General features: G+C 73.5%; 16 protein-coding genes. 7 read left to right on the forward strand and 9 right to left on the reverse strand.

Annotation, left to right across the window (positions count from 1 at the left end; genetic code table 11):
• Positions 1-123 precede the first annotated feature (123 nt).
• Entirely contained in the window at positions 124-1,401 is a 1,278-nt protein-coding gene (gene clpX / locus AC3EU2_RS13750; RefSeq protein ID WP_488176855.1) for an ATP-dependent Clp protease ATP-binding subunit ClpX, read from the forward strand.
• Between the two features lie 56 nt (positions 1,402-1,457).
• On the opposite strand, the gene AC3EU2_RS13755 is transcribed toward clpX, so the two are convergent.
• The 5 genes from AC3EU2_RS13755 to AC3EU2_RS13775 are packed head-to-tail and all read right to left on the reverse strand — an operon-like array spanning position 1,458 to position 5,684.
• Complete coding sequence (locus AC3EU2_RS13755; RefSeq protein ID WP_488176856.1) at positions 1,458-2,015, reverse strand: hypothetical protein; 558 nt, start codon at positions 2,013-2,015, stop codon at positions 1,458-1,460.
• Positions 2,012-3,496: a DUF58 domain-containing protein gene (locus AC3EU2_RS13760; RefSeq protein ID WP_488176857.1), complete on the reverse strand. Its 1,485-nt coding sequence runs from the start codon at positions 3,494-3,496 to the stop codon at positions 2,012-2,014. Before AC3EU2_RS13760 ends, AC3EU2_RS13755 begins: the two co-directional genes overlap by 4 nt.
• Positions 3,493-4,488, reverse strand: coding sequence for an AAA family ATPase (locus AC3EU2_RS13765; RefSeq protein WP_488176858.1), 996 nt, complete (start codon positions 4,486-4,488; stop codon positions 3,493-3,495). Before AC3EU2_RS13765 ends, AC3EU2_RS13760 begins: the two co-directional genes overlap by 4 nt.
• On the reverse strand, positions 4,489-4,986 hold the full coding sequence (locus AC3EU2_RS13770) for a hypothetical protein (RefSeq protein ID WP_488176859.1): 498 nt from the start codon (positions 4,984-4,986) through the stop codon (positions 4,489-4,491).
• Entirely contained in the window at positions 4,983-5,684 is a 702-nt protein-coding gene (locus tag AC3EU2_RS13775; RefSeq protein ID WP_488176860.1) for a DUF4129 domain-containing protein, read from the reverse strand. The genes AC3EU2_RS13770 and AC3EU2_RS13775 overlap by 4 nt, the downstream gene beginning before the upstream one ends.
• A 116-nt stretch (positions 5,685-5,800) precedes the next feature.
• Here AC3EU2_RS13775 and AC3EU2_RS13780 point away from each other — a divergent pair, with 116 nt between their 5' ends.
• Positions 5,801-6,484 (forward strand): hypothetical protein, encoded by a 684-nt coding sequence (locus tag AC3EU2_RS13780; RefSeq protein ID WP_488176861.1) that lies wholly within the window; start codon positions 5,801-5,803, stop codon positions 6,482-6,484.
• A gap of 45 nt (positions 6,485-6,529) precedes the next feature.
• Here AC3EU2_RS13780 and valS read toward each other — a convergent pair whose 3' ends face one another.
• The 4 genes from valS to eccD form a co-directional block, all read right to left on the reverse strand.
• Positions 6,530-9,187 carry a valine--tRNA ligase gene (gene valS, locus AC3EU2_RS13785; RefSeq protein WP_488176862.1) on the reverse strand — a complete coding sequence of 886 codons (2,658 nt, stop codon included), beginning with the start codon at positions 9,185-9,187 and terminating at the stop codon, positions 6,530-6,532.
• Between the two features lie 92 nt (positions 9,188-9,279).
• Entirely contained in the window at positions 9,280-10,494 is a 1,215-nt protein-coding gene (locus AC3EU2_RS13790) for a S8 family serine peptidase (RefSeq protein WP_488176863.1), read from the reverse strand.
• On the reverse strand, positions 10,491-11,831 hold the full coding sequence (eccB, locus tag AC3EU2_RS13795) for a type VII secretion protein EccB (RefSeq protein WP_488176864.1): 1,341 nt from the start codon (positions 11,829-11,831) through the stop codon (positions 10,491-10,493). Before eccB ends, AC3EU2_RS13790 begins: the two co-directional genes overlap by 4 nt.
• A gap of 9 nt (positions 11,832-11,840) precedes the next feature.
• Positions 11,841-13,172 carry a type VII secretion integral membrane protein EccD gene (gene eccD, locus AC3EU2_RS13800; RefSeq protein ID WP_488176865.1) on the reverse strand — a complete coding sequence of 444 codons (1,332 nt, stop codon included), beginning with the start codon at positions 13,170-13,172 and terminating at the stop codon, positions 11,841-11,843.
• A 214-nt stretch (positions 13,173-13,386) separates the two neighbouring features.
• Between eccD and AC3EU2_RS13805 the strand changes: the two genes are divergently transcribed.
• From AC3EU2_RS13805 to AC3EU2_RS13825, 5 genes are all read left to right on the forward strand, one after another.
• On the forward strand, positions 13,387-13,704 hold the full coding sequence (locus tag AC3EU2_RS13805) for a WXG100 family type VII secretion target (protein WP_488176866.1): 318 nt from the start codon (positions 13,387-13,389) through the stop codon (positions 13,702-13,704).
• Positions 13,704-14,000: a WXG100 family type VII secretion target gene (locus AC3EU2_RS13810; protein WP_488176867.1), complete on the forward strand. Its 297-nt coding sequence runs from the start codon at positions 13,704-13,706 to the stop codon at positions 13,998-14,000. The genes AC3EU2_RS13805 and AC3EU2_RS13810 overlap by 1 nt, the downstream gene beginning before the upstream one ends.
• 120 nt (positions 14,001-14,120) lie before the next feature.
• Positions 14,121-14,666: a hypothetical protein gene (locus tag AC3EU2_RS13815; RefSeq protein WP_488176868.1), complete on the forward strand. Its 546-nt coding sequence runs from the start codon at positions 14,121-14,123 to the stop codon at positions 14,664-14,666.
• Between the two features lie 2 nt (positions 14,667-14,668).
• Entirely contained in the window at positions 14,669-16,141 is a 1,473-nt protein-coding gene (locus tag AC3EU2_RS13820; RefSeq protein ID WP_488176869.1) for a S8 family peptidase, read from the forward strand.
• Positions 16,128-17,672 (forward strand): hypothetical protein, encoded by a 1,545-nt coding sequence (locus AC3EU2_RS13825; RefSeq protein ID WP_488176870.1) that lies wholly within the window; start codon positions 16,128-16,130, stop codon positions 17,670-17,672. The genes AC3EU2_RS13820 and AC3EU2_RS13825 overlap by 14 nt, the downstream gene beginning before the upstream one ends.
• Positions 17,673-17,762: the final 90 nt, after the last annotated feature.

Genomic DNA, 17,762 nt, shown 5'->3' on the forward strand with positions numbered 1-17,762 from the left:
CCCGGAGGCGTTCAATGGGTTGCGTCGGCGTCGCTGCGAGGTAGCGTCGGTGACGTCGCTGAAGACACTCGGCCGGTGGTCGGGGCGCGACACCAGCCGAGTGGACGAAGGGACCCCAGACCAGTGGCACGAGTCGGAGAGACCAGCGACCTGCTGAAGTGCTCGTTCTGTGGCAAGTCCCAGAAGCAGGTCAAGAAGCTCATCGCCGGACCCGCGGTCTACATCTGCGACGAGTGCATCGAGCTGTGCAACGAGATCATCGAGGAGGAGCTCGCCGAGTCCTCCGAGCTCGGTGGCCTCGACGAGCTGCCCAAGCCCCGCGAGATCTTCGACTTCCTCGAGCAGTACGTCATCGGCCAGGACGTCGCCAAGCGCTCGCTCGCCGTCGCCGTCTACAACCACTACAAGCGGATCCAGTCGGGTGAGGCCAGTGGTGGCAAGAAGGACGCCGACCACGTCGACATCTCCAAGTCCAACATCCTCCTCATCGGGCCGACCGGCTGCGGCAAGACCTACCTCGCCCAGACGCTCGCCAAGATGCTCAACGTCCCCTTCGCCATCGCCGACGCGACGGCGCTGACCGAGGCCGGCTACGTCGGCGAGGACGTCGAGAACATCCTCCTCAAGCTCATCCAGGCCGCCGACTACGACGTCAAGAAGGCCGAGACGGGCATCATCTACATCGACGAGGTCGACAAGATCGCCCGCAAGAGCGAGAACCCGTCGATCACCCGCGACGTCTCCGGCGAGGGCGTCCAGCAGGCCCTGCTCAAGATCCTCGAGGGCACGACCGCGAGCGTCCCGCCGCAGGGTGGCCGCAAGCACCCGCACCAGGAGTTCATCCAGATCGACACGACCAACGTGCTCTTCATCGTCGGCGGCGCGTTCGCCGGCCTCGAGAAGCTCATCGAGTCGCGCAACGGCAAGAAGGGCCTCGGCTTCGGCTCCGAGCTGCACACCCCGAAGGACCTCGCCGAGTCGATCCACGAGGTCATGCCCGAGGACCTCATGAAGTTCGGGCTCATCCCCGAGTTCATCGGCCGGCTCCCGGTCATCACGACGGTCGCGCCGCTCGACACCAGCGCGCTCGTCCAGATCCTCACCGAGCCCCGCAACGCGCTCGTCAAGCAGTACCAGAAGATGTTCCGCATCGACGGCGTCGAGCTCGAGTTCACCACCGAGGCCATCGAGGCGGTCGCCGAGCAGGCCCTCGCCCGCGGCACCGGCGCCCGTGGCCTGCGGGCCATCATGGAGGAGGTCCTCCTCCCCGTGATGTTCGACGTCCCCAGCGACGACGAGATCACCAAGGTCGTCGTCACCGACGAGGTCGTCCGCAAGAACGTCCTTCCGACGATCGTGCGCCGCGACGCCGGCCCGAAGCGCCGCAAGCGCACCGCCTGACGCTCCCGCACGCCCACGACGGCGCGTATGCCGTCCGCGCCCCGGGCGTTGTCGCGTCACCGACCCCGGGGGGCCGGTGACGCGCCGGGCTGCCCGGCCGTGGTCGCACGGGCCCCGGCCTGCCAGAAGCCGAGCGCGAGCAGCGCGAGGGCGGCCAGCGCGGCGTACGTGAGCAGGGCGTCGCCCTCGGGGGCCGCCTCCGCCTGGGCGACGAGCAGCACCCAGACCGGGACGGAGAGGCCGAGCACGGCCGCGGAGCGCCGCCCCCACCGTCGCCACGTGGCGCCGGGCACGGTGGCCGCCGCCGGGAACGAGGAGGACAGGGCGGCGGCGAGGTGGATCGTGGCCAGCGCGACGGCGGCGACGAGCACCGCCAGCCAGTCCCCGGCGTCGCCGGGGACGGGAACGCTCATCAGCCAGTTGGCCGCGTGCAGGCCGAGCAGGACCGTGGTGAGCCGCGAGGCGGGGTCGAGGACGACGAACGGCGTGAGGGCGACGAGGACGAACCCGGCGACGAGCGAGCCGCCGGGGGCGACGAGAGTCGTGAGCACGGCGAGCCCCACCGAGGCCACGGCGATGATCGCCCGCAGCGCCTTCTGCGAGGGGGAGGTCATCGGGTCACCATCCTCGGGGCCCGCCGCTGCCGCGCGAGGTCGCGCAGGACGAGGTCGAGGGTGCCCGGGCCGACCCAGGTGACGATGGGGACGCCGCTGAGCCGGGTGCGCGTCATCTCGCGCGAGCGCTCGAGGAGCCGGATCCGCCACGCCAGGCGGGCTCCCGGCGAGAGGTCCTGTTCGGGCACGAGACCGCTCAGCTGCTCGTCGGTGACGTCCCCGGTGGCCATCGAGCGGGGGAGGGTGTCGACGACGATCGTCGAGGTGCCTCGGCGGGCGAGCTGTGCGGCGTGCGCGAGGACCTTCACGGAGACGGCCGGGGTGAGGAAGACGACCAGGGTGCCCACCGACACGGGGTGGCGCAGCTGCCCGGTGAGGCGCTTCTCGTCGACGACGCCACCGTCGGCGACCCGGACCCGGGCGAGCACGTCGAGGACGCGGCGCAACTGGTTGCTCCCGAGGCCCGGAGACAGGCGCGGGCTGCGGTGCGCCCCGAGCACCTGCAGGCCGACCCGGTCGCCGGCACGCAGGTAGTGCTCGGCGACGGCGGCCGCGGCGCGCACGCCGTTGTCGAGGCTGCTGCCGTCGCCGTCGAGGCCGGTGCTGCGGCCGAGGTCCTGCATGGCGTCGACGAGCAGGAGGATCTCGCTGTCCTCGTCGGAGTACGTGGTCGTCACGTGCAGCTCGCCGGTGCGCACCGAGACCGGCCAGTGGATCCGGCGCAGACGGTCGCCGAAGCGGAACGCGCGCACGTCGGCGAGCTCGCTGCCGTCACCGTGCCGTCGGGACCGGCTGCGGCCCACGAGGCCGTCGGGGTCGGGGGTCGGGCTGCGCGCGGAGAAGGCCTCGGGCAGCGGGACGGTCGGCACCGGGGGAGCCTCGGCCGGGCGGGGCGCCCACACGTGCGACCCGAAGGCGCTGCTCACCGCGCACGTGGCCGGTCCGAGCTGGCGCAGTCCCCAGCGGGTGCTCTCGCACAGGACGTCGATGCGGGGCGACTGCGTGACGTCACCGCTCGCCGCGCACTGGCTGGTCGGCGTATAGCGGGTGAACTCGGTCTCGGTGACGGCGAGCGCGACGTCCTCGACACCCCGGCCGGGCCGGGCGTCGACGGTCCAGGCAGTCGTCTGCCCCTCGCGCAGCACCGGGTGCCGCAGCCAGGCGTGGACGACGGGTGAGGTCGTCGGCCAGAGGATGAGCGACCACGCGGCGACGATGACGAAGGGGGCGCCCATGGCCACGGCGTCCGGTCGGCGCATGATCGCGCCGAGGCCCACGAGCACGACCCCGAGGAGGACGGCGCGGGCGTGCGCGGGCGTCGTCCGCCACCGGGCCGCGAGCCGGCTGCCCGCCGGTGGCACGTGGAGCGCGTCGTCGGAGTCGGCGTCGACGTCGTCGGCCGGAGCGCCGCCCTCGAGGCGCTCCGGCTCCGGCTCGGGCTCCGGCAGGGCCGCAGCGGCGCCGCGCTCGCCGTCGCTCACGGCCCCTCGTACCCGGTGCGTCCCTCTCGCCCCGTCGGCGACGGCGTCGGCACCGTCGACAGGAGGGAGGAGATGACGCTCGTCGCGGTGACGTCGTTGATCCACAGCTCGGGACGCACGGTCACGCGGTGGTCCAGCGCGGCGTGGGCGACCGCCTTGACGTCCTCGGGGGTGACGAAGTCACGGCCGCGGATGACGGCATACGCCCGCGCGACGAGCATGAGCGCGAGGGCGCCGCGCGGGGACGCGCCCATGACGAGGCTCGACTGCGACCGCGTCGCCGCGGCGAGGCGCACGCAGTAGCGGCCCACGCCCTCGTCGACGGTGACCGTCTCGACCGCCCGCTGCATCGCGACGAGGCCGGACGCGTCGGTGACGGCCGGCACCGTCTGGGCCTCCTGCCGTCGCTCGAGGCGGCGGCGCAGCACCTCCCACTCCTCCCCGGCGGTGGGGTACCCGAACGAGACCCGCAGCAGGAAGCGGTCGAGCTGCGCCTCGGGCAGGGGGTAGGTGCCCTCGTACTCGACCGGGTTGGCCGTGGCGAGCACGTGGAAGGGCTGCGAGAGCACGAAGGTCTCGCCCTCGACGGTGATCTGGCCCTCCTGCATCGCCTCGAGCAGCGCAGCCTGGGTCTTGGGCGGCGTCCGGTTGATCTCGTCGGCGAGCAGCAGCTCGGTGAACAGCGGCCCACGGCGGAAGACGAACTCGTGGTTGCGCTGGTCGTAGATGAACGCGCCCGTGAGGTCGCTGGGGAGGAGGTCCGGGGTGAACTGGGCCCGCGCGAAGTCGAGCCCGAGCGCCTGGGCGAACGAGCGCGCTGCCAGCGTCTTGCCGAGCCCGGGGAAGTCCTCCATGAGCACGTGCCCCCCGGCGAGCACACCGGCGAGGACGAGCTCGAGGCTGGAGCGCTTGCCGACGACGGCGCGCTCGACCGCCACGAGGACGGCGGCGGCCAGGTCGGAGACCTCGGTCAGGGACGGTGTCTCGGTCACTCAGTGCTCCTCGAGGGTGGTGATGTATGAAGCGAGCTCGTCGGCGCCGACGCGGCGCGGGGGGGACGAGACGAGGTATGCCGTGAGGTCCGGTCCCAGCGCGGCGCGCGACCCGTCGTCGTCGAGGTCCGCGGGGAGCCCGAGGTGGGCCAGCCGGGCCCGGGCCACCGAGCGCACGGTCTGCTGGACCTCCTGCTGGGCGACCGCGTCGCCCGCGATGGCCCGGTCGATGGTCCGGGTGAGGGAGGTGACCCGGCGGTCGCTGCCCCGGACCCGGGTGGGGGTCCCGGCGCTCGTGGTCCACTCCACCGTCCCGCGCTCACCGACGAGCCACGTCCCCAGTGCACCTGCGACGACGAGGAGCCCCGCCGAGGCGAGGAGGAGGAGGGGCTGGTCGAGGCCGGGCGCGACCATGAGGAGCAGCCCGAGGACGGCCGCGACGACGATCGCGGCGGTGAGCTCGCGACCGCGCACGAGCTCCCGGACGCGTGCCCTCATGAGCGGGTACCCCCGCCGAGCGCCGCCAGCGGCCGGAGGAGGTCCTCCCGGACCGTGCGCAGCGCCCGGCGGGCGTCCTCGCGGTGCCCCTCCCCGATGGGGTGCTCGGAGAACCGGGCCTCGCGGTAGTGCGAGGCGAGCCGCTCGATGGCGGCCGGGTCGACCGCGTGCTCGTCGAGCACCGCGGCGACGAGCTCGGCCGGCGTGCGGGCCTCGTCGTCGGCGATGCCGACGGCCCGGGCGCTGCGTTCGAGGGTGAGCCAGGCGTTGATGACGGCCTCGCCCGAGGTCCCGCGGTCGAGCTGGGCCTCGCTCTCGCGCACCCCGGCGACGAGGACGTCGGGCAGGAGACCGGCCCGGACCTCGTCCTTGACGGTCACGGGGTCGCGGCGGAGCCGGCTCACGAGGGCGCGCGCCGCGAGCACCAGGGCGACGACGACGACGAGGACGAGGAGTGCCCGCAGCGTCCAGGCGACGACGGCGGCGACGGTCTCGTTGTCGTCGAGGGGGACGCCCACGACTCCGGGCATCCGGTTGTCACCGGTCTCCTGCTCGACGAGCTCACCGAACTCCTGGGTCGCCGGCGGGCTCTGACCCGGCACGGTGAAGGCCGAGACCGTCCCGGCGCCCGAGACCCAGGCCGCGAGCAGCAGCGCGGCGACGGTGCCGCCCACCCAGCCCCACTCACGACGCCTCACCCGACCGAGCCTATGCCAGCGGCCCGGGCGAGGAGCCTGATCGGACGCCCGGGTCACGGCCGGCCGGTGGGGGGTGGCGGCGCGACACCCCGACGGGCGAGGATGGCGTCGTGGCCATGGCATACCGACTCCGCGCGGGAGACACCGGACCGGTGCAGCAGTCCCCGGTCACGTGCGGCTCGGCCTGCCTCACCGTGGCCCGGATGCTCGTCGACCCCGTCTTCGCCAGCTGGGTGCGCACGGGCGAGCCCCACCTGCCGGGTTCACCTCACGGGGCCGACGAGCAGGAGCGCTTCGCGGCATACGAACGCGTGGTCATGCGGCGGACCAACGGCATCCTCGACGCGCGCCGCCGCCCCCACCTGCCGTGGCCCCGCGCCCTCGGCACCCCGCCGTGGGGGGCGAGGCGCGAGCTCGAGCTCGGTGCGTCCCGGCAGGGCACCCGCTACGACGTCGCGACCCTGCGCCCGCTGTCCCGGACCGCCCTGCGCGAGGCCTTCGACCGCCTCGTCGACGTCGTGGCCGACGGCGAGCCGGGTCTGCTCTACATCGGCGACGGCCGGCTGCCGCGGCACGTCGTCCTCGTGCTCCCCGGTGACGGTGACCGGGTCCTCGACGTCTACGACCCCGGCAGCGGCCGCGTCGACCACCTCCGGCGCGACTCCGTCGTCGAGCGGCGCGTCGCCCTGAGCGGGTGGCAGGTGCCGTGGTTCGCCGTCCAGCCCACCGGGCACCGCCGGGTCACGGTCACCGCGCTCAAGCCGGGGCTCAGCGCCGCCCGGATGACCTCACGCGCCTGACGAGCGGGGTTCCGGCCGACGCGTCGTCGGGACCGGCCCGCCCGCTCAGGCCTGGGGCCTGGGCTTCTCCACCGGGATGAGCTCGACGTCGCTGGCGGTCCACGTCTGCGCCGGGACGTAGTCGAGCGAGCCGGTGATCTTCCCCGCCGCCCGCAGGTCGGACTCGCCCGCCCGGACGTGGTCGAGCAGCGACTCGGGCCCGCCGAGGACGATGTGAGCCACCTCGGCCCGCATCGACAGCTTGGCCTCGGACTTGCTCTTGCGCACCGTCGCGAGGGCGGCGCCCACGGCCCCGAGCATCGCCGGGTCGGCGGGCTCACCGGCCAGCCGGACCTCGTCGGCGGTCGGCCAGGAGGTGAGGTGCACCGAGCCCTCGTGCCACCAGGACCAGACCTCCTCGGTGACGTAGGGGAGGAAGGGCGCGAGGAGGCGCAGCAGCGAGTCGAGCGCGAGGCGCAGTGTCGCCCGGGCGGAGGCCGCTGCCGTGGCGTCGACGCTCGCGCCGTAGGCCCGGTCCTTGACGAGCTCGAGGTAGTCGTCGCAGAAGGTCCAGAAGAAGGTCTCGGTCACCTCGAGCGAGCGGGTGTAGTCCCACGACTCGAAGCCGGCGGTGGCCTTCTCGATGACGTCGGCGAGCCCGGCGAGCAGGCCCCGGTCGAGCGGGTCGGTCACCATCGCGGCGAGGTCGCCGTCGACGTCGCCGAACGACAGGGCGAACTTCGACGCGTTGAGCACCTTGATGGCGAGACGTCGGCCGACCTTCATCTGGCCGACGTCGTAGGCGGCGTCGGTCCCGAGCCGTCCCGAGGCCGCCCAGTAGCGGACCGCGTCGGCGCTGTGCTCGCGCAGCACGTCCTCGGGGGTGACGACGTTGCCCTTGGACTTGCTCATCTTCTTGCGCTCGGGGTCGAGGATCCAGCCGCTGATCGCGGCGTTCCTCCACGGGGCCGTGCCGTGCTCGTAGTAGGCGCGCACGATGGTGGCGAACAGCCACGTCCGGATGATGTCGTGGCCCTGCGGCCGCACGTCCATCGGGAAGACCTTGTCGAACAGCGGGTCGGTCGTGACCGCACCCTCCTCGTCGACCCGCCGCCACCCGGCCGCGATCTGCGGCGAGAGCGACGACGTGGCCCACGTGTCGAGGACGTCCGGGTCGCCGATGAAGCCACCGGCCCGGCCGCGCTGCGACTCCTCGAAGCCCTCGGGTGCCTGCGTGACCGGGTCGACCGGCAGCGACTCCTCGGAGGGCACGATGGGCTGGTCCCACACGGGCTCGCCCTCGGCGTCGAGGGGGTACCAGACGGGGATCGCCACGCCGAAGAAGCGCTGGCGCGAGACGAGCCAGTCGCCGTTGAGCCCCGTGACCCAGTTCGAGTAGCGGGCCCGCATGAACGGCGGGTGGAAGTCGACGGACTGGCCCTGACCGACGAGCTTGTCGTTGAGGGCGGCGTCCCGGCCGCCGTTGCGGATGTACCACTGGCGCGACGTGACGATCTCGAGCGGCTTCTCACCGCGCTCGTAGAAGTTGGCCTTGCGCTGGGTCGCCTTGGGCTCGCCGTCGAGGTCGCCGCTCTCGCGCAGGGCGGCGACGACCGCCTCACGGGCCGCGTGCACCGTCTTCCCGGCCAGCTCGGCGAACAGCTCCGCGCCGGGGCCGGAGGCGACCCATGCGGGCACCTCCGCCTGGATGCGGCCCTGGCGGGTGATGACCGAGCGGGTGGGCAGCTGGAGCTCGCGCCACCAGATGACGTCGGTGAGGTCGCCGAAGGTGCAGCACATCGCGATCCCGGCGCCCTTGTCCATCTCCGCCATCGGGTGGGCCACGACGGGCACCTCGACCCCGAAGAGCGGTGAGCGGACCGTGGTGCCGAACAGGCCGGCATACCGCTCGTCGTCGGGGTGGGCGATGAGGGCGACGACCGACGGGATGAGCTCGGGGCGCGTCGTCTCGACGTACACGGGCTCGGCGCCGGCGCCGTGGAACGCGACGCGGTGGTAGGCGCCCGGGTAGTCGCGCGCCTCGAGCTCGGCCTGCGCGACCGCGGTCTGGAAGGTCACGTCCCACAGCCCGGGAGCCTCGGCCTGGTAGGCCTCGCCGCGCGCGAGGTTGCGCAGGAACGCCTGCTGCGCGGTCGCGCGGGAGTGGTCGTCGATGGTGCGGTAGGAGATCGTCCAGTCGAAGGACTGGCCGAGGCGGCGGAAGAGCGACTCGAACGCCTTCTCGTCCTCGACGGTCAGCTCGTCGCACAGCTCGATGAAGTTCTGGCGCGAGATCGGCATCGCGTCGCCGGCCCGCAGGCTCTTCGCGTCACCCCGGTGCGGCGGCACGAAGGAGGGGTCGTGGGGGAGAGAGGCGTCGCCGCGCACGCCGTAGTAGTTCTGGACGCGCTTCTCGGTCGGCAGGCCGTTGTCGTCCCACCCGATCGGGTAGAAGACGTTGAGGCCGACCATCCGCTTGTAGCGGGCCATGCAGTCGGTGTGCGTGTACGAGAACACGTGGCCCATGTGCAGGCTGCCCGACGCGGTCGGCGGGGGAGTGTCGATCGAGAACACCTCGGCCCGCGAGCCCCGGAGCGCCTTGGCCCGGTCGAACGCGTAGGTCTGCTGCTCCGCCCACACCCGGCCCCACTTGTCCTCGAGGCCGTCCAGCGAGGGGCGCTCCGGGATCGTGGCAGCGCGGGACGGGGTGAGGTCAGCAGACATGGGCGTGATTCTCCCAGAACGTCACGGGTGCTCCCAACCGGGTTCCCCGCGGCGTATGCCGTCCGCTCGCCCGGGAGCGCGGCCGGGCGGGGTCAGGAGCCGCGGGGCACGCGGAGCATCCGGCCCATGCCGAGGCCGACGACGGCCACCCCGACGCCGAGGAGGAGCCAGAGGACCGTGGTCCGGTCGGCGGCTCGCGGGTCCGCGGAGGGGGTGAGGTCGACCGTCGTGACCCGGGGCGCCACGGGCGCCTTGGGGGTTCCACCGGGGCGGACCGGTCCGGCGACGCTGTCGTCGAAGGCGGCGGTCATCGCCTCGTAGGGCTGGACGACGCCCCAGCCGGACACGTCGTCGCGGACGGTGCGCGTGCCGCGGGAGGCCGTGGCCTGGAGCCGGTAGGTGAGGTCCGCCGGGCTCGCCGACGGGAACCGCTGGCGGAGCAGGGCGGCGGCCCCGCTGACGTACGCGGTCGCGTAGCTGCTCGACTGGCCCTCCTGCGAGAAGATGCAGTCGCCCCAGGCCCGGAAGGTCGTGGCGACGTTGTCACCCGGGGCCGCCACGTCGACGTGCGGGCCGTGGATCGAGTCCTCGGTGACGACGTCGGACCCGGTGGTCGCGGCGACGCCGATGACGCCGGGGTTGGCGGCGGGGAAGCGCAGGCCGTCCTTGACCTCGGCGGCCTGATCGCGGTTGCCCCCCGAGGCGACGACGACGACACCGGCCCTCACCGCGGCGGCCACCGCGGCTCGGACGTCACGGCGGTCCGCCGTCGTCGAGAGCGAGAGGTTGATGACGTCCGCACCGGCGGCGACCGCCCAGGCGATGCCCGGGGCCAGGTTGGCCGCGCGCTGCTGGGCCTCGTCGCCACCGGCCTCACCCCCGGTGATCTTCACCGGGAGGATCAGGGCGTCGGGGGCGATCCCGACGACTCCTGACCGCTCACCGAGGTCCCGGGCGGCGATGATCCCGGCGATGGCGGTGCCGTGGCCTGACTCGTCGGTGGTGGCGGGGCCCCCGACGAAGCTGCGACCCGGCAGGACCGACCCCCGCGGGAAGTGCGCGTTCGTCGCGGAGACCCCGGAGTCGACGACGGCGACGAGCACTCCCTTGCCGGTCGAGAGCCCCCAGGCGCGACGGGCCCCGAGGCGGGCGACGCCCCCGGGCTCCTCGGCGACGTAGCGGACCTGGTTCTCGGTGCAGGCGCGCGGCTCGGCGTGGGCGAGCGGCGTCGCCACGGGGACCACGACCCCGGCGGCCAGCAGGCCGACGGAGACGAGGCCGGCGGCGCCCGTACGGCGACACGTCACGACGCGGCGGCCACGGCGGTCTGCGCCGCGCGGACGCTGAGCACCGGTCCGGTGCGGAAGAGCTCGGCCCAGGACTGCGGCACGGGCGAGACGTCACCCTCCTCGTAGCCCAGGCGCTGGAGGAGGTCGGGAGTCGACCCGTCGATGGCGTAGGCCGTGCCGGTCTGGTCGATGGCCAGCAGCGGGCCCGCGGTGACCGAGCCCGCGCCGACCGCGCGGACGAGCGCGCCGGTGCCGAGGTCGACGGCCGCGCTCGTGCGGCCCGGGGCGGCCCTGACCGTCGTTGACGTCGACAGGGCGACCGCGGGCTCCTTGCCGCGCGCCGAGGTGAGCGTCGCGCACGGCGCCTCGCTGACGAGGGTCGGCAGCGAGGTGGGCCAGGCCTGTGGGGCGATGCGCTGCTGCTGCACCGTCAGCTGGGTGACCTGCGCCGGGGTGACGGGGAGGTCGTCGGTCGTGCTGCCCGAGCCGACCCGGTACAGGGCGTGCGCGACGTCGGGCAGGGGCTCGAGCTCGCCGGCCGCGTTGATGAGGTAGCGGCGGGCCTCCTGCCCGGTGTTGGCGACCGCGAGCACGGAGCCGACGGTGGCGCCCGGGGGAAGGCCGGCGGCCGGCTTCCCGAAGTCGGGGATGCGCAGCGGGGCCAGCTCCGGGCCGAGCGCGAAGAGGTTGGTCCAGACGGCCGGAGCGGCCTGTGGCCTGCGTCCGTCCAGGCCGAGCGCGATGGTGACGGTGGAGAGGTTGCCCGCGGCGACCGGGTGGCGCAGGCCCCCGGAGACGACGAACGTCTGGCCGCTGGTGGTGACGAGCGCCGCCCCGGGCGCGGTCGGGGTGCTCTTCGCCGAGGCGCCGACGGCGGTGGTCACGCCGTTCTCGGCACCGAGGCAGGACACCCAGCCGGAGTTGGTGAGGGAGTCGGGGGGCGTCAGCGAGTCGGGGGCGCCGAGGATGCCGATGGTGCTGCCCCGCTTCTTCGTGGCCAGCTTGTCGTCCGCGACGGTGATGACCTCGAAGCTCCTGGCCGGGATGAGCAGGCGCGCGCTCGTCGTGTTGAGGACCGGATGCAGCGTCTTCTTGATCGAGACGTAGCGGGCGCCGCTCGTCTTGGCGATGACGAGCTTGTTGTCACCCCAGTTGTCGGGCAGGGAGCCCTTGAGCCAGCCGAAGGCAAGGCTCCCGATGACGAGCACGACGGTGAGGGCGAACCCGCCGATGACCGCCCTCATGGGGCGGTGCGGCTCGACCTCGCGCCCGCCGGGCGCCCCGCTGACGAACGCGGTGGTGAGGCGCCGCTTGCTGAACGACTGGGCGTCGACGAGGTCCTTCTTGGTGGCCACCCCGCGACCTCAGAGGAGCCCGACGGCGAAGGCCGCCAGGGGGACGAGGGTGACGAGGGCCACGCCTTCGACGGCGTCGGCGATCCGGCCGAGCTGGACCCGGGTGCGCGGCAGGATGAGCGCGAGGGCGACGACGACGGCCGCCGCACCGGCCAGACCGAGCGCGAGCGCCGGTCGCCAGCCCGGGTGGGTCTGGGCGGCGCTCACGGCGGCGACGGCGACGCCGGCGACCCCGGACACCATGGCGATGAGGACCGTGGTGCGGGTCCGGCTGTGGCGGGTGCGCAGCAGGGTGGCGATGAACCCGACGAAGACGAGGAGGGCACCCGTCACCCCGGCGGAGACGAGCTGGGGGGTGCAGAGGACCATGACGGCGGCGCTCGCGACCCCGAGGGCCACCATGAGCTCGTGTCCGGCCGCGACCTGCCGGCGCACCGCCTCGCGCTCGACCTCGGGGGTGTCGGCGAAGATCTCGAGGTCGGACTTGGGCGGGTGCGTCGAGAGCCTGCTCGTCGAGATGCCCACCCACGGGAGGACGTTGCCGGCCATGGTCGCCATGAGGAACGTCCCGGCTGCGACGGTGGTCATGCTCCAGCCGACGTGGTGCGTCAGCGTGCCGAGCACGGCCATGGCGACGCCGACGACGGCGGTGGCCCCGACGAGGAGGCGGGAGCGGGTGACGGCCACGGCACCGAGCACGCCCATGAGCGCGACCGCCGCCCCGGCATACACGAGGCCTTCGCCCCAGAGCGGCGCGTCGGGCACGGCGGCGTAGCCCGCCACTCCGGCATACGCCACGGCAGTCAGGGCGAGCGCGACTGCGGCAGAGGGCTGTTGGCGGACGTGGGCGAGGACCGCCGCCGCACCGACGAGCAGGACCGCGCACGCGCCGGCGAGGGCGGCGATGAGCAGGCCGCTGTCCCGGGCGGTGAAGAGGGCGTAGGCCGCGGCGACGAACAGGACGACCGCGGCGCCCACGGCGGTGCCCGCGCTGTTGGCGGCGGTCCACGGCGTGAACTGCGTCTCGACCAGGTCGGCGACCGCCTCGACGACGTCGTCGTAGACCTTGTCGCCATCGGGGCGGTTGGGCTCGAGCGCGAGGACCGAGCCGTCCTCGATCCCTTGTGCCGCAAGGCTTCTGTCACTCTCGACAGCGGAGCCGTCCGAGCGGACCAGGCGGTACCCCATGCTTGCGGAGTGGGCGTCCAACACGCCGAGCTCGCGGGCCAGGTCGGGGATGACCTCGGCCACCGGGATGGACCCCGGGATCCCGAGGTCGGCGCGCCGGGTCCCCGACGTCACCGACAGCCTGACGAGCGACGTCGCCGTGCTCTGACTCACGTGTGGTCCTCCCCGGTGGTGCATGCCCTGATGTGTCCCGCCGCAGCGGAGAACGGACATGAGCATAGACCGGGGAGTTCTCCCCATTGGCGCTCCGTGACTCCCCCCGTATGGTCTTCCCTGTCAGGACTTCGGGGGAACGACAGGCCGGGGTCGCACCACCATGAGTGGTCGGGTGGACCACCGAGGTCCCCCAACAGAGAAGGGAAGTGACATGTCAGACAGCCACAAGGTTGGCGCCGGCGCCATAGCCAAGAGCGCGAGCATCGTCGACCAGTCCAAGAGCGACCTCAAGAACAAGCTGGGCACCCTGCAGGGGCAGATGGAGCAGGTGAAGGCGCACTGGGAGGGTGCCGGCGCCGGCGCCTTCCAGAACGTCCAGGTGGCCTGGACGAAGCAGGCCCAGGACCTCGTCGACATCCTCGAGAACTTCCGCGAGAACCTCATCTCCAACGACAAGCAGTACACCGCGGACGACCAGGGGTCGTCCGAGCTCCTCAGCAAGTACGTCTCGCAGATGGGTGGCAAGTGATGAGTGGCGGTCAGGACATCAAGGTCGTCGGTGGCGGGCTCGACGCGCTCATCGGGGACATGGTCAAGGGCGTGGCCGACCTGCGCAGCAAGGTCGACGAGATGGAGCGCGACCTCAAGCCCCACATGGGCGAGTGGGAGGCCGGCGCCAAGGGGGCCTTCGAGGACGTCAAGCGCACGTGGGGCACCGAGGTCAACGACCTCAACGAGCTGCTCCTCGACATCAAGAAGGCCGTCGAGCAGTCCAAGGAGGCCTACCTCGCCGGTGAGCTCCGCAACAAGAACAGCTGGTCCTGACCGCACGGTCACGGACAGGTGGGGCCGTGCCGGCACCCCAGGACCGGGTGCCGGCACGGACTGCGTCGCTGCGACGGGGTGTCGCGGCGGTGCGGTGACGAGCGAGATGGGGAGAGAGCGATGGCGGGCGACGAGGTCGAGTACCCGACCGAGTACATGAACACCTTGGCCAACACCAAGCAGACGAAGTGGGCCGACGAGTCCACCGAGGGCGTCCGGAGGATCCGCGACGCCATCGCGGACCGGGACTCCTTCGGCGACCTGCCGGACCTCGCCTCGTACGGCTCGGTCTTCGAGGAGGTCCGCACGATCTACCTCGAGACGCTGCGTGGCGCCAAGGACGACCTCGACGCGGTCGCCCAGGGCATCCGGACCTCGGCCCAGCAGATGCAGGACCGTGACGACCAGGCGGGGGCCGCCTTCCTCGAGCTGTGGCAGCGCTGGGAGAACGGACCCCTCGCGAGCACGCAGAACCACGATCAGGCGTCGTCGACGGAGTCGGCGCAGACCGCGGCCGTGACCGCCGAGTCGGCGGAGGCCGCGACGACCGGGACGACCGTGACGCCCGAGGGCGGGGTCACCCCCGCCGGGGAGACCGGCAGCACCCGCGACGAGGGCGCCGTCCCGACGGGCGGGCCCACGTCGCAGACGCCGCCCCCGCAGTGACGATGCCCGCCCGCCCACCACACCTCCGTCGTGGGGTCGCCCTCGCCGTCGCCGCAGCGGCGGCGCTCGCGACCCTCGTCGGCGTGCCCTCGGCCTCCGCGGACGCGCTGGACGACGGGCAGTGGTGGCGCGCGGCGATGGGCGTCGACGAGCTCCACCGCACCGGCGCTGGCCAGGGGGTCACGGTGGCGGTCATCGACGGGCCGATCGACTCGAGCGTGCCCGAGCTGCGCGGCCTGGTCACGTCCTCGAGCACCGAGTGCCTCACGCAGGGAGGGGGGCGACAGTCCGCCACGGCGAAGGGTGCCGTCGCGGACCACGCCACGAGCATGGCCTCACTCATCGTCGGGAGCGGGAAGGGCACGGCTGTCGGAGGGCGCGGCATCGCCGGGATCGCCCCACGAGCGACGCTGCGCCACTACGCGGTGCTCTACGCCGACACCACCGATGGCGGCCGGGACGGCTGCCGCCTCGACGACACGGGGCTGGACCAGTCGGGTGCGGCCACGGCCCGCGCCATCCGCCTGGCCGTCAAGGACGGCGCGAGGGTGATCAGCGTCAGCCTGTCGGTCGACTACGACGGCGCGCTCGTCGAGGCGCTTCTCGATGCCTACCGGGCCGGGGCGATCGTCGTCGCCTCCACCAACAACGACACCCGCAACGTCTTCTGGCCCGGGATCGGCAACGGCGTCGTCACGGTGACCCACGTCGACGCCTCGGGGAACCTCGACTCCAGCGCCCTGCGCAAGAGCCCGCTGCTCGACTTCGCGGCCCCGGGGAGCAAGGTCGCCTCGGGTGCCTCGACCTCGTCCGGATGGCGCAGCGACGTGATCGCCGACGGCGCCTCGCAGGCCACGGCCATCACGGCGGGGGGCCTCGCGGCCGTCTGGTCGGCGCACCCGGACGCCACGGGCAACCAGGTCCTCCAGGCCGCCAAGGACGCCATCGGGCTGCGCGCCGAGAACGGAAAGTACCTCACCTGGTTCCGGCGCGTGGGCAGCAACCTGCCGGCGTCGACCGGCAAGACCGAGTCCTACGGCTTCGGCATCTTCGCTCCCGCCGACGCGGTGAGGCTCGACGTGGAGTCGCTTCCCGACTCCAACCCGATGGTCGTCGACACGGGTGTCGTCTCACCGACCGCAGCGCAGATCGCCGCCGCCGTCGGCGCCGCACCCTCCTCCTCGCCCTCGACCCCGGCATCGCCGTCGGTCGGTGCGACCCCCACCGGCGCGGCCCTGCCCGCTCCGGCCGAGGACGACACCTCCGAGGGGGGCGGGGCCGCCCTCGGGTGGGTGCTCGTCGGCCTCCTCGCGCTCGCGCTGGTGGCCGCTTCCCTCGTCCTCACCCTCCGACGCCGGGCGGCGCGGGCCCACGGCACCGATGCCCCCGCACCCACTTCACCGTCCCACGACACCACGGCAGCGACGGATGGGCTCGCAGTCACGACGAAGGAGCACAGTCATGGCGGTCATTGACGACGGGGGCGGCGGACCCACGCTCAACCCGAAGGCGAAGCACTTCGAGCGGCAGCTCTTCAAGGTCTTCTCGTCCAGCACGGCGTCCATCTGGTTGACCCAGGACGACTGGAAGGGTGCGAAGACCCAGCTCGAGGACCTCGCGCGCGACGTGCGCACCGTGCGTGACGAGCTCCAGGCGCCCCCGAACGGTGGACGTGGCTGGGTCGGCCCGGCTGCCGAGGCGGCCCTGTCCACCCTCGAGAAGCTCGGGGCCACCCTCGACGGCCACGCGACCAAGGTCGGCGACGTCGACACCAGCCTCGGGCAGGTCTACACGGCCATCACCGACGCGAAGTCCGCGTGGTACTCCGAGGTGGCGAGCATCTCGACCCACGTCGACCCGGCCGCCCACACCCGCCTCCCGGCGCCCTACCTGCCGACGGCCGAGAACCGCGCCGCGTACAGCGTTCCCGACGGCGCGGCCGCAGCCGCGGCCGAGGACGCCCTGTGGGAGCAGCGCAACCAGGCCGCCAAGCGGGTCCTCGACCAGCTCGGCACCGACACGCAGACGGCGACCGCGACGATGCCGATCGAGACCAGGACGAAGTCCGAGACGCCGTACAGCCCCCCGGGTCCGGGTGGTGGCGACGGCGACCACCCGACCGGGACGAGGACCCCCTCGACCTCGGGCGGCTACGCCGTGCATCCCGACACCGGGTTCGTCCTCCACGAGGACGACGACGACGGGGGCGACCGCGACCCGGACGGCGAGGAGATCCCCGACCCGGACCCCCAGGACCCGGAGGTCACCGTCGTCGACCCCGAGCTGCCGGAGCCCGACCCGGAGACCCAGCTCGACCCGATCAGCTCCGACGGCGACACCACGGGCACGATCGGCACGAACCCGACCGGTGGGCCGACCTCGGCCGGCATGCAGGCCGCCGGTGGGGGCGGTGGCGGTGGCGTCGGGCCCGGTGGGCTCGCGGCCGGCGGCGTGGGCGCCGGCGCGGCCGGCATCGGGGGCCTCCTCGGCTCCCGAGGGGGCCTGGCCGGACTCGGCGGCGGACCCCGCGGGGGTGCGCGCGGCGGAGCGAGCGGCGCTCGCCCCGGTGGCGGTGCCGGCGGGCGCGGGGGCACGGCCCTCGGAGCCGCCGGCGGGGCCCGCGGTGGCGCGATGGTCCCGGGCGGCGGCGGCGGGGCGGGGGGTCAGTCCCGGGCCGGTGCGTCGGGACGGGGCAGTGCCGTGAAGGGAGCCAGCGGCTCGGGCCGCTACGGCGTCCCGAAGCTCGACGGCAAGGGCACCGGCGCAGTGCCGGCGGGCTCCGGCCAGGTGAGCAGGGTCGGTGGCGGCAAGGCCGGCGGACGCGGCGCGTCCGGACGCGGAGGGGCCGGTGCCGCGGGACGGGGCGGACCCGTCGGCGCGGCCGGTGCCGGTGGCGCGCGCAAGGGCGATAAGGGCACGGCCACGGACGTGGACAAGCTCACCCGCGAGGACGAGGACACCTGGTACGACGGCACCGACGAGTCCAGCCCCCAGGTCTGGGACTGAGGCGTCACCCGCCGTCCGGTGTCGGGGATCCGGGGTTCTGGCCCCCGGAGGGCACCCGGATCCCCGACACCCGGCCGACCGTGTCGGGTC

Source organism: Knoellia sp. B-D-2 (assembly GCF_057714695.1).

Excerpts from the sequence above, each read along its gene's own strand:
- AC3EU2_RS13755 (WP_488176856.1), bottom strand. The coding sequence starts at position 2,015 with ATGACCTCCCCCTCGCAGAAGGCGCTGCGGGCGATCATCGCCGTGGCC.
- AC3EU2_RS13770 (WP_488176859.1), bottom strand. The coding sequence starts at position 4,986 with ATGAGGGCACGCGTCCGGGAGCTCGTGCGCGGTCGCGAGCTCACCGCC.
- AC3EU2_RS13780 (WP_488176861.1), top strand. The coding sequence starts at position 5,801 with ATGGCATACCGACTCCGCGCGGGAGACACCGGACCGGTGCAGCAGTCC.
- valS (WP_488176862.1), bottom strand. The coding sequence starts at position 9,187 with ATGTCTGCTGACCTCACCCCGTCCCGCGCTGCCACGATCCCGGAGCGC.
- AC3EU2_RS13805 (WP_488176866.1), top strand. The coding sequence starts at position 13,387 with ATGTCAGACAGCCACAAGGTTGGCGCCGGCGCCATAGCCAAGAGCGCG.
- AC3EU2_RS13810 (WP_488176867.1), top strand. The coding sequence starts at position 13,704 with ATGAGTGGCGGTCAGGACATCAAGGTCGTCGGTGGCGGGCTCGACGCG.
- AC3EU2_RS13815 (WP_488176868.1), top strand. The coding sequence starts at position 14,121 with ATGGCGGGCGACGAGGTCGAGTACCCGACCGAGTACATGAACACCTTG.
- AC3EU2_RS13820 (WP_488176869.1), top strand. The coding sequence starts at position 14,669 with ATGCCCGCCCGCCCACCACACCTCCGTCGTGGGGTCGCCCTCGCCGTC.
- AC3EU2_RS13825 (WP_488176870.1), top strand. The coding sequence starts at position 16,128 with ATGGCGGTCATTGACGACGGGGGCGGCGGACCCACGCTCAACCCGAAG.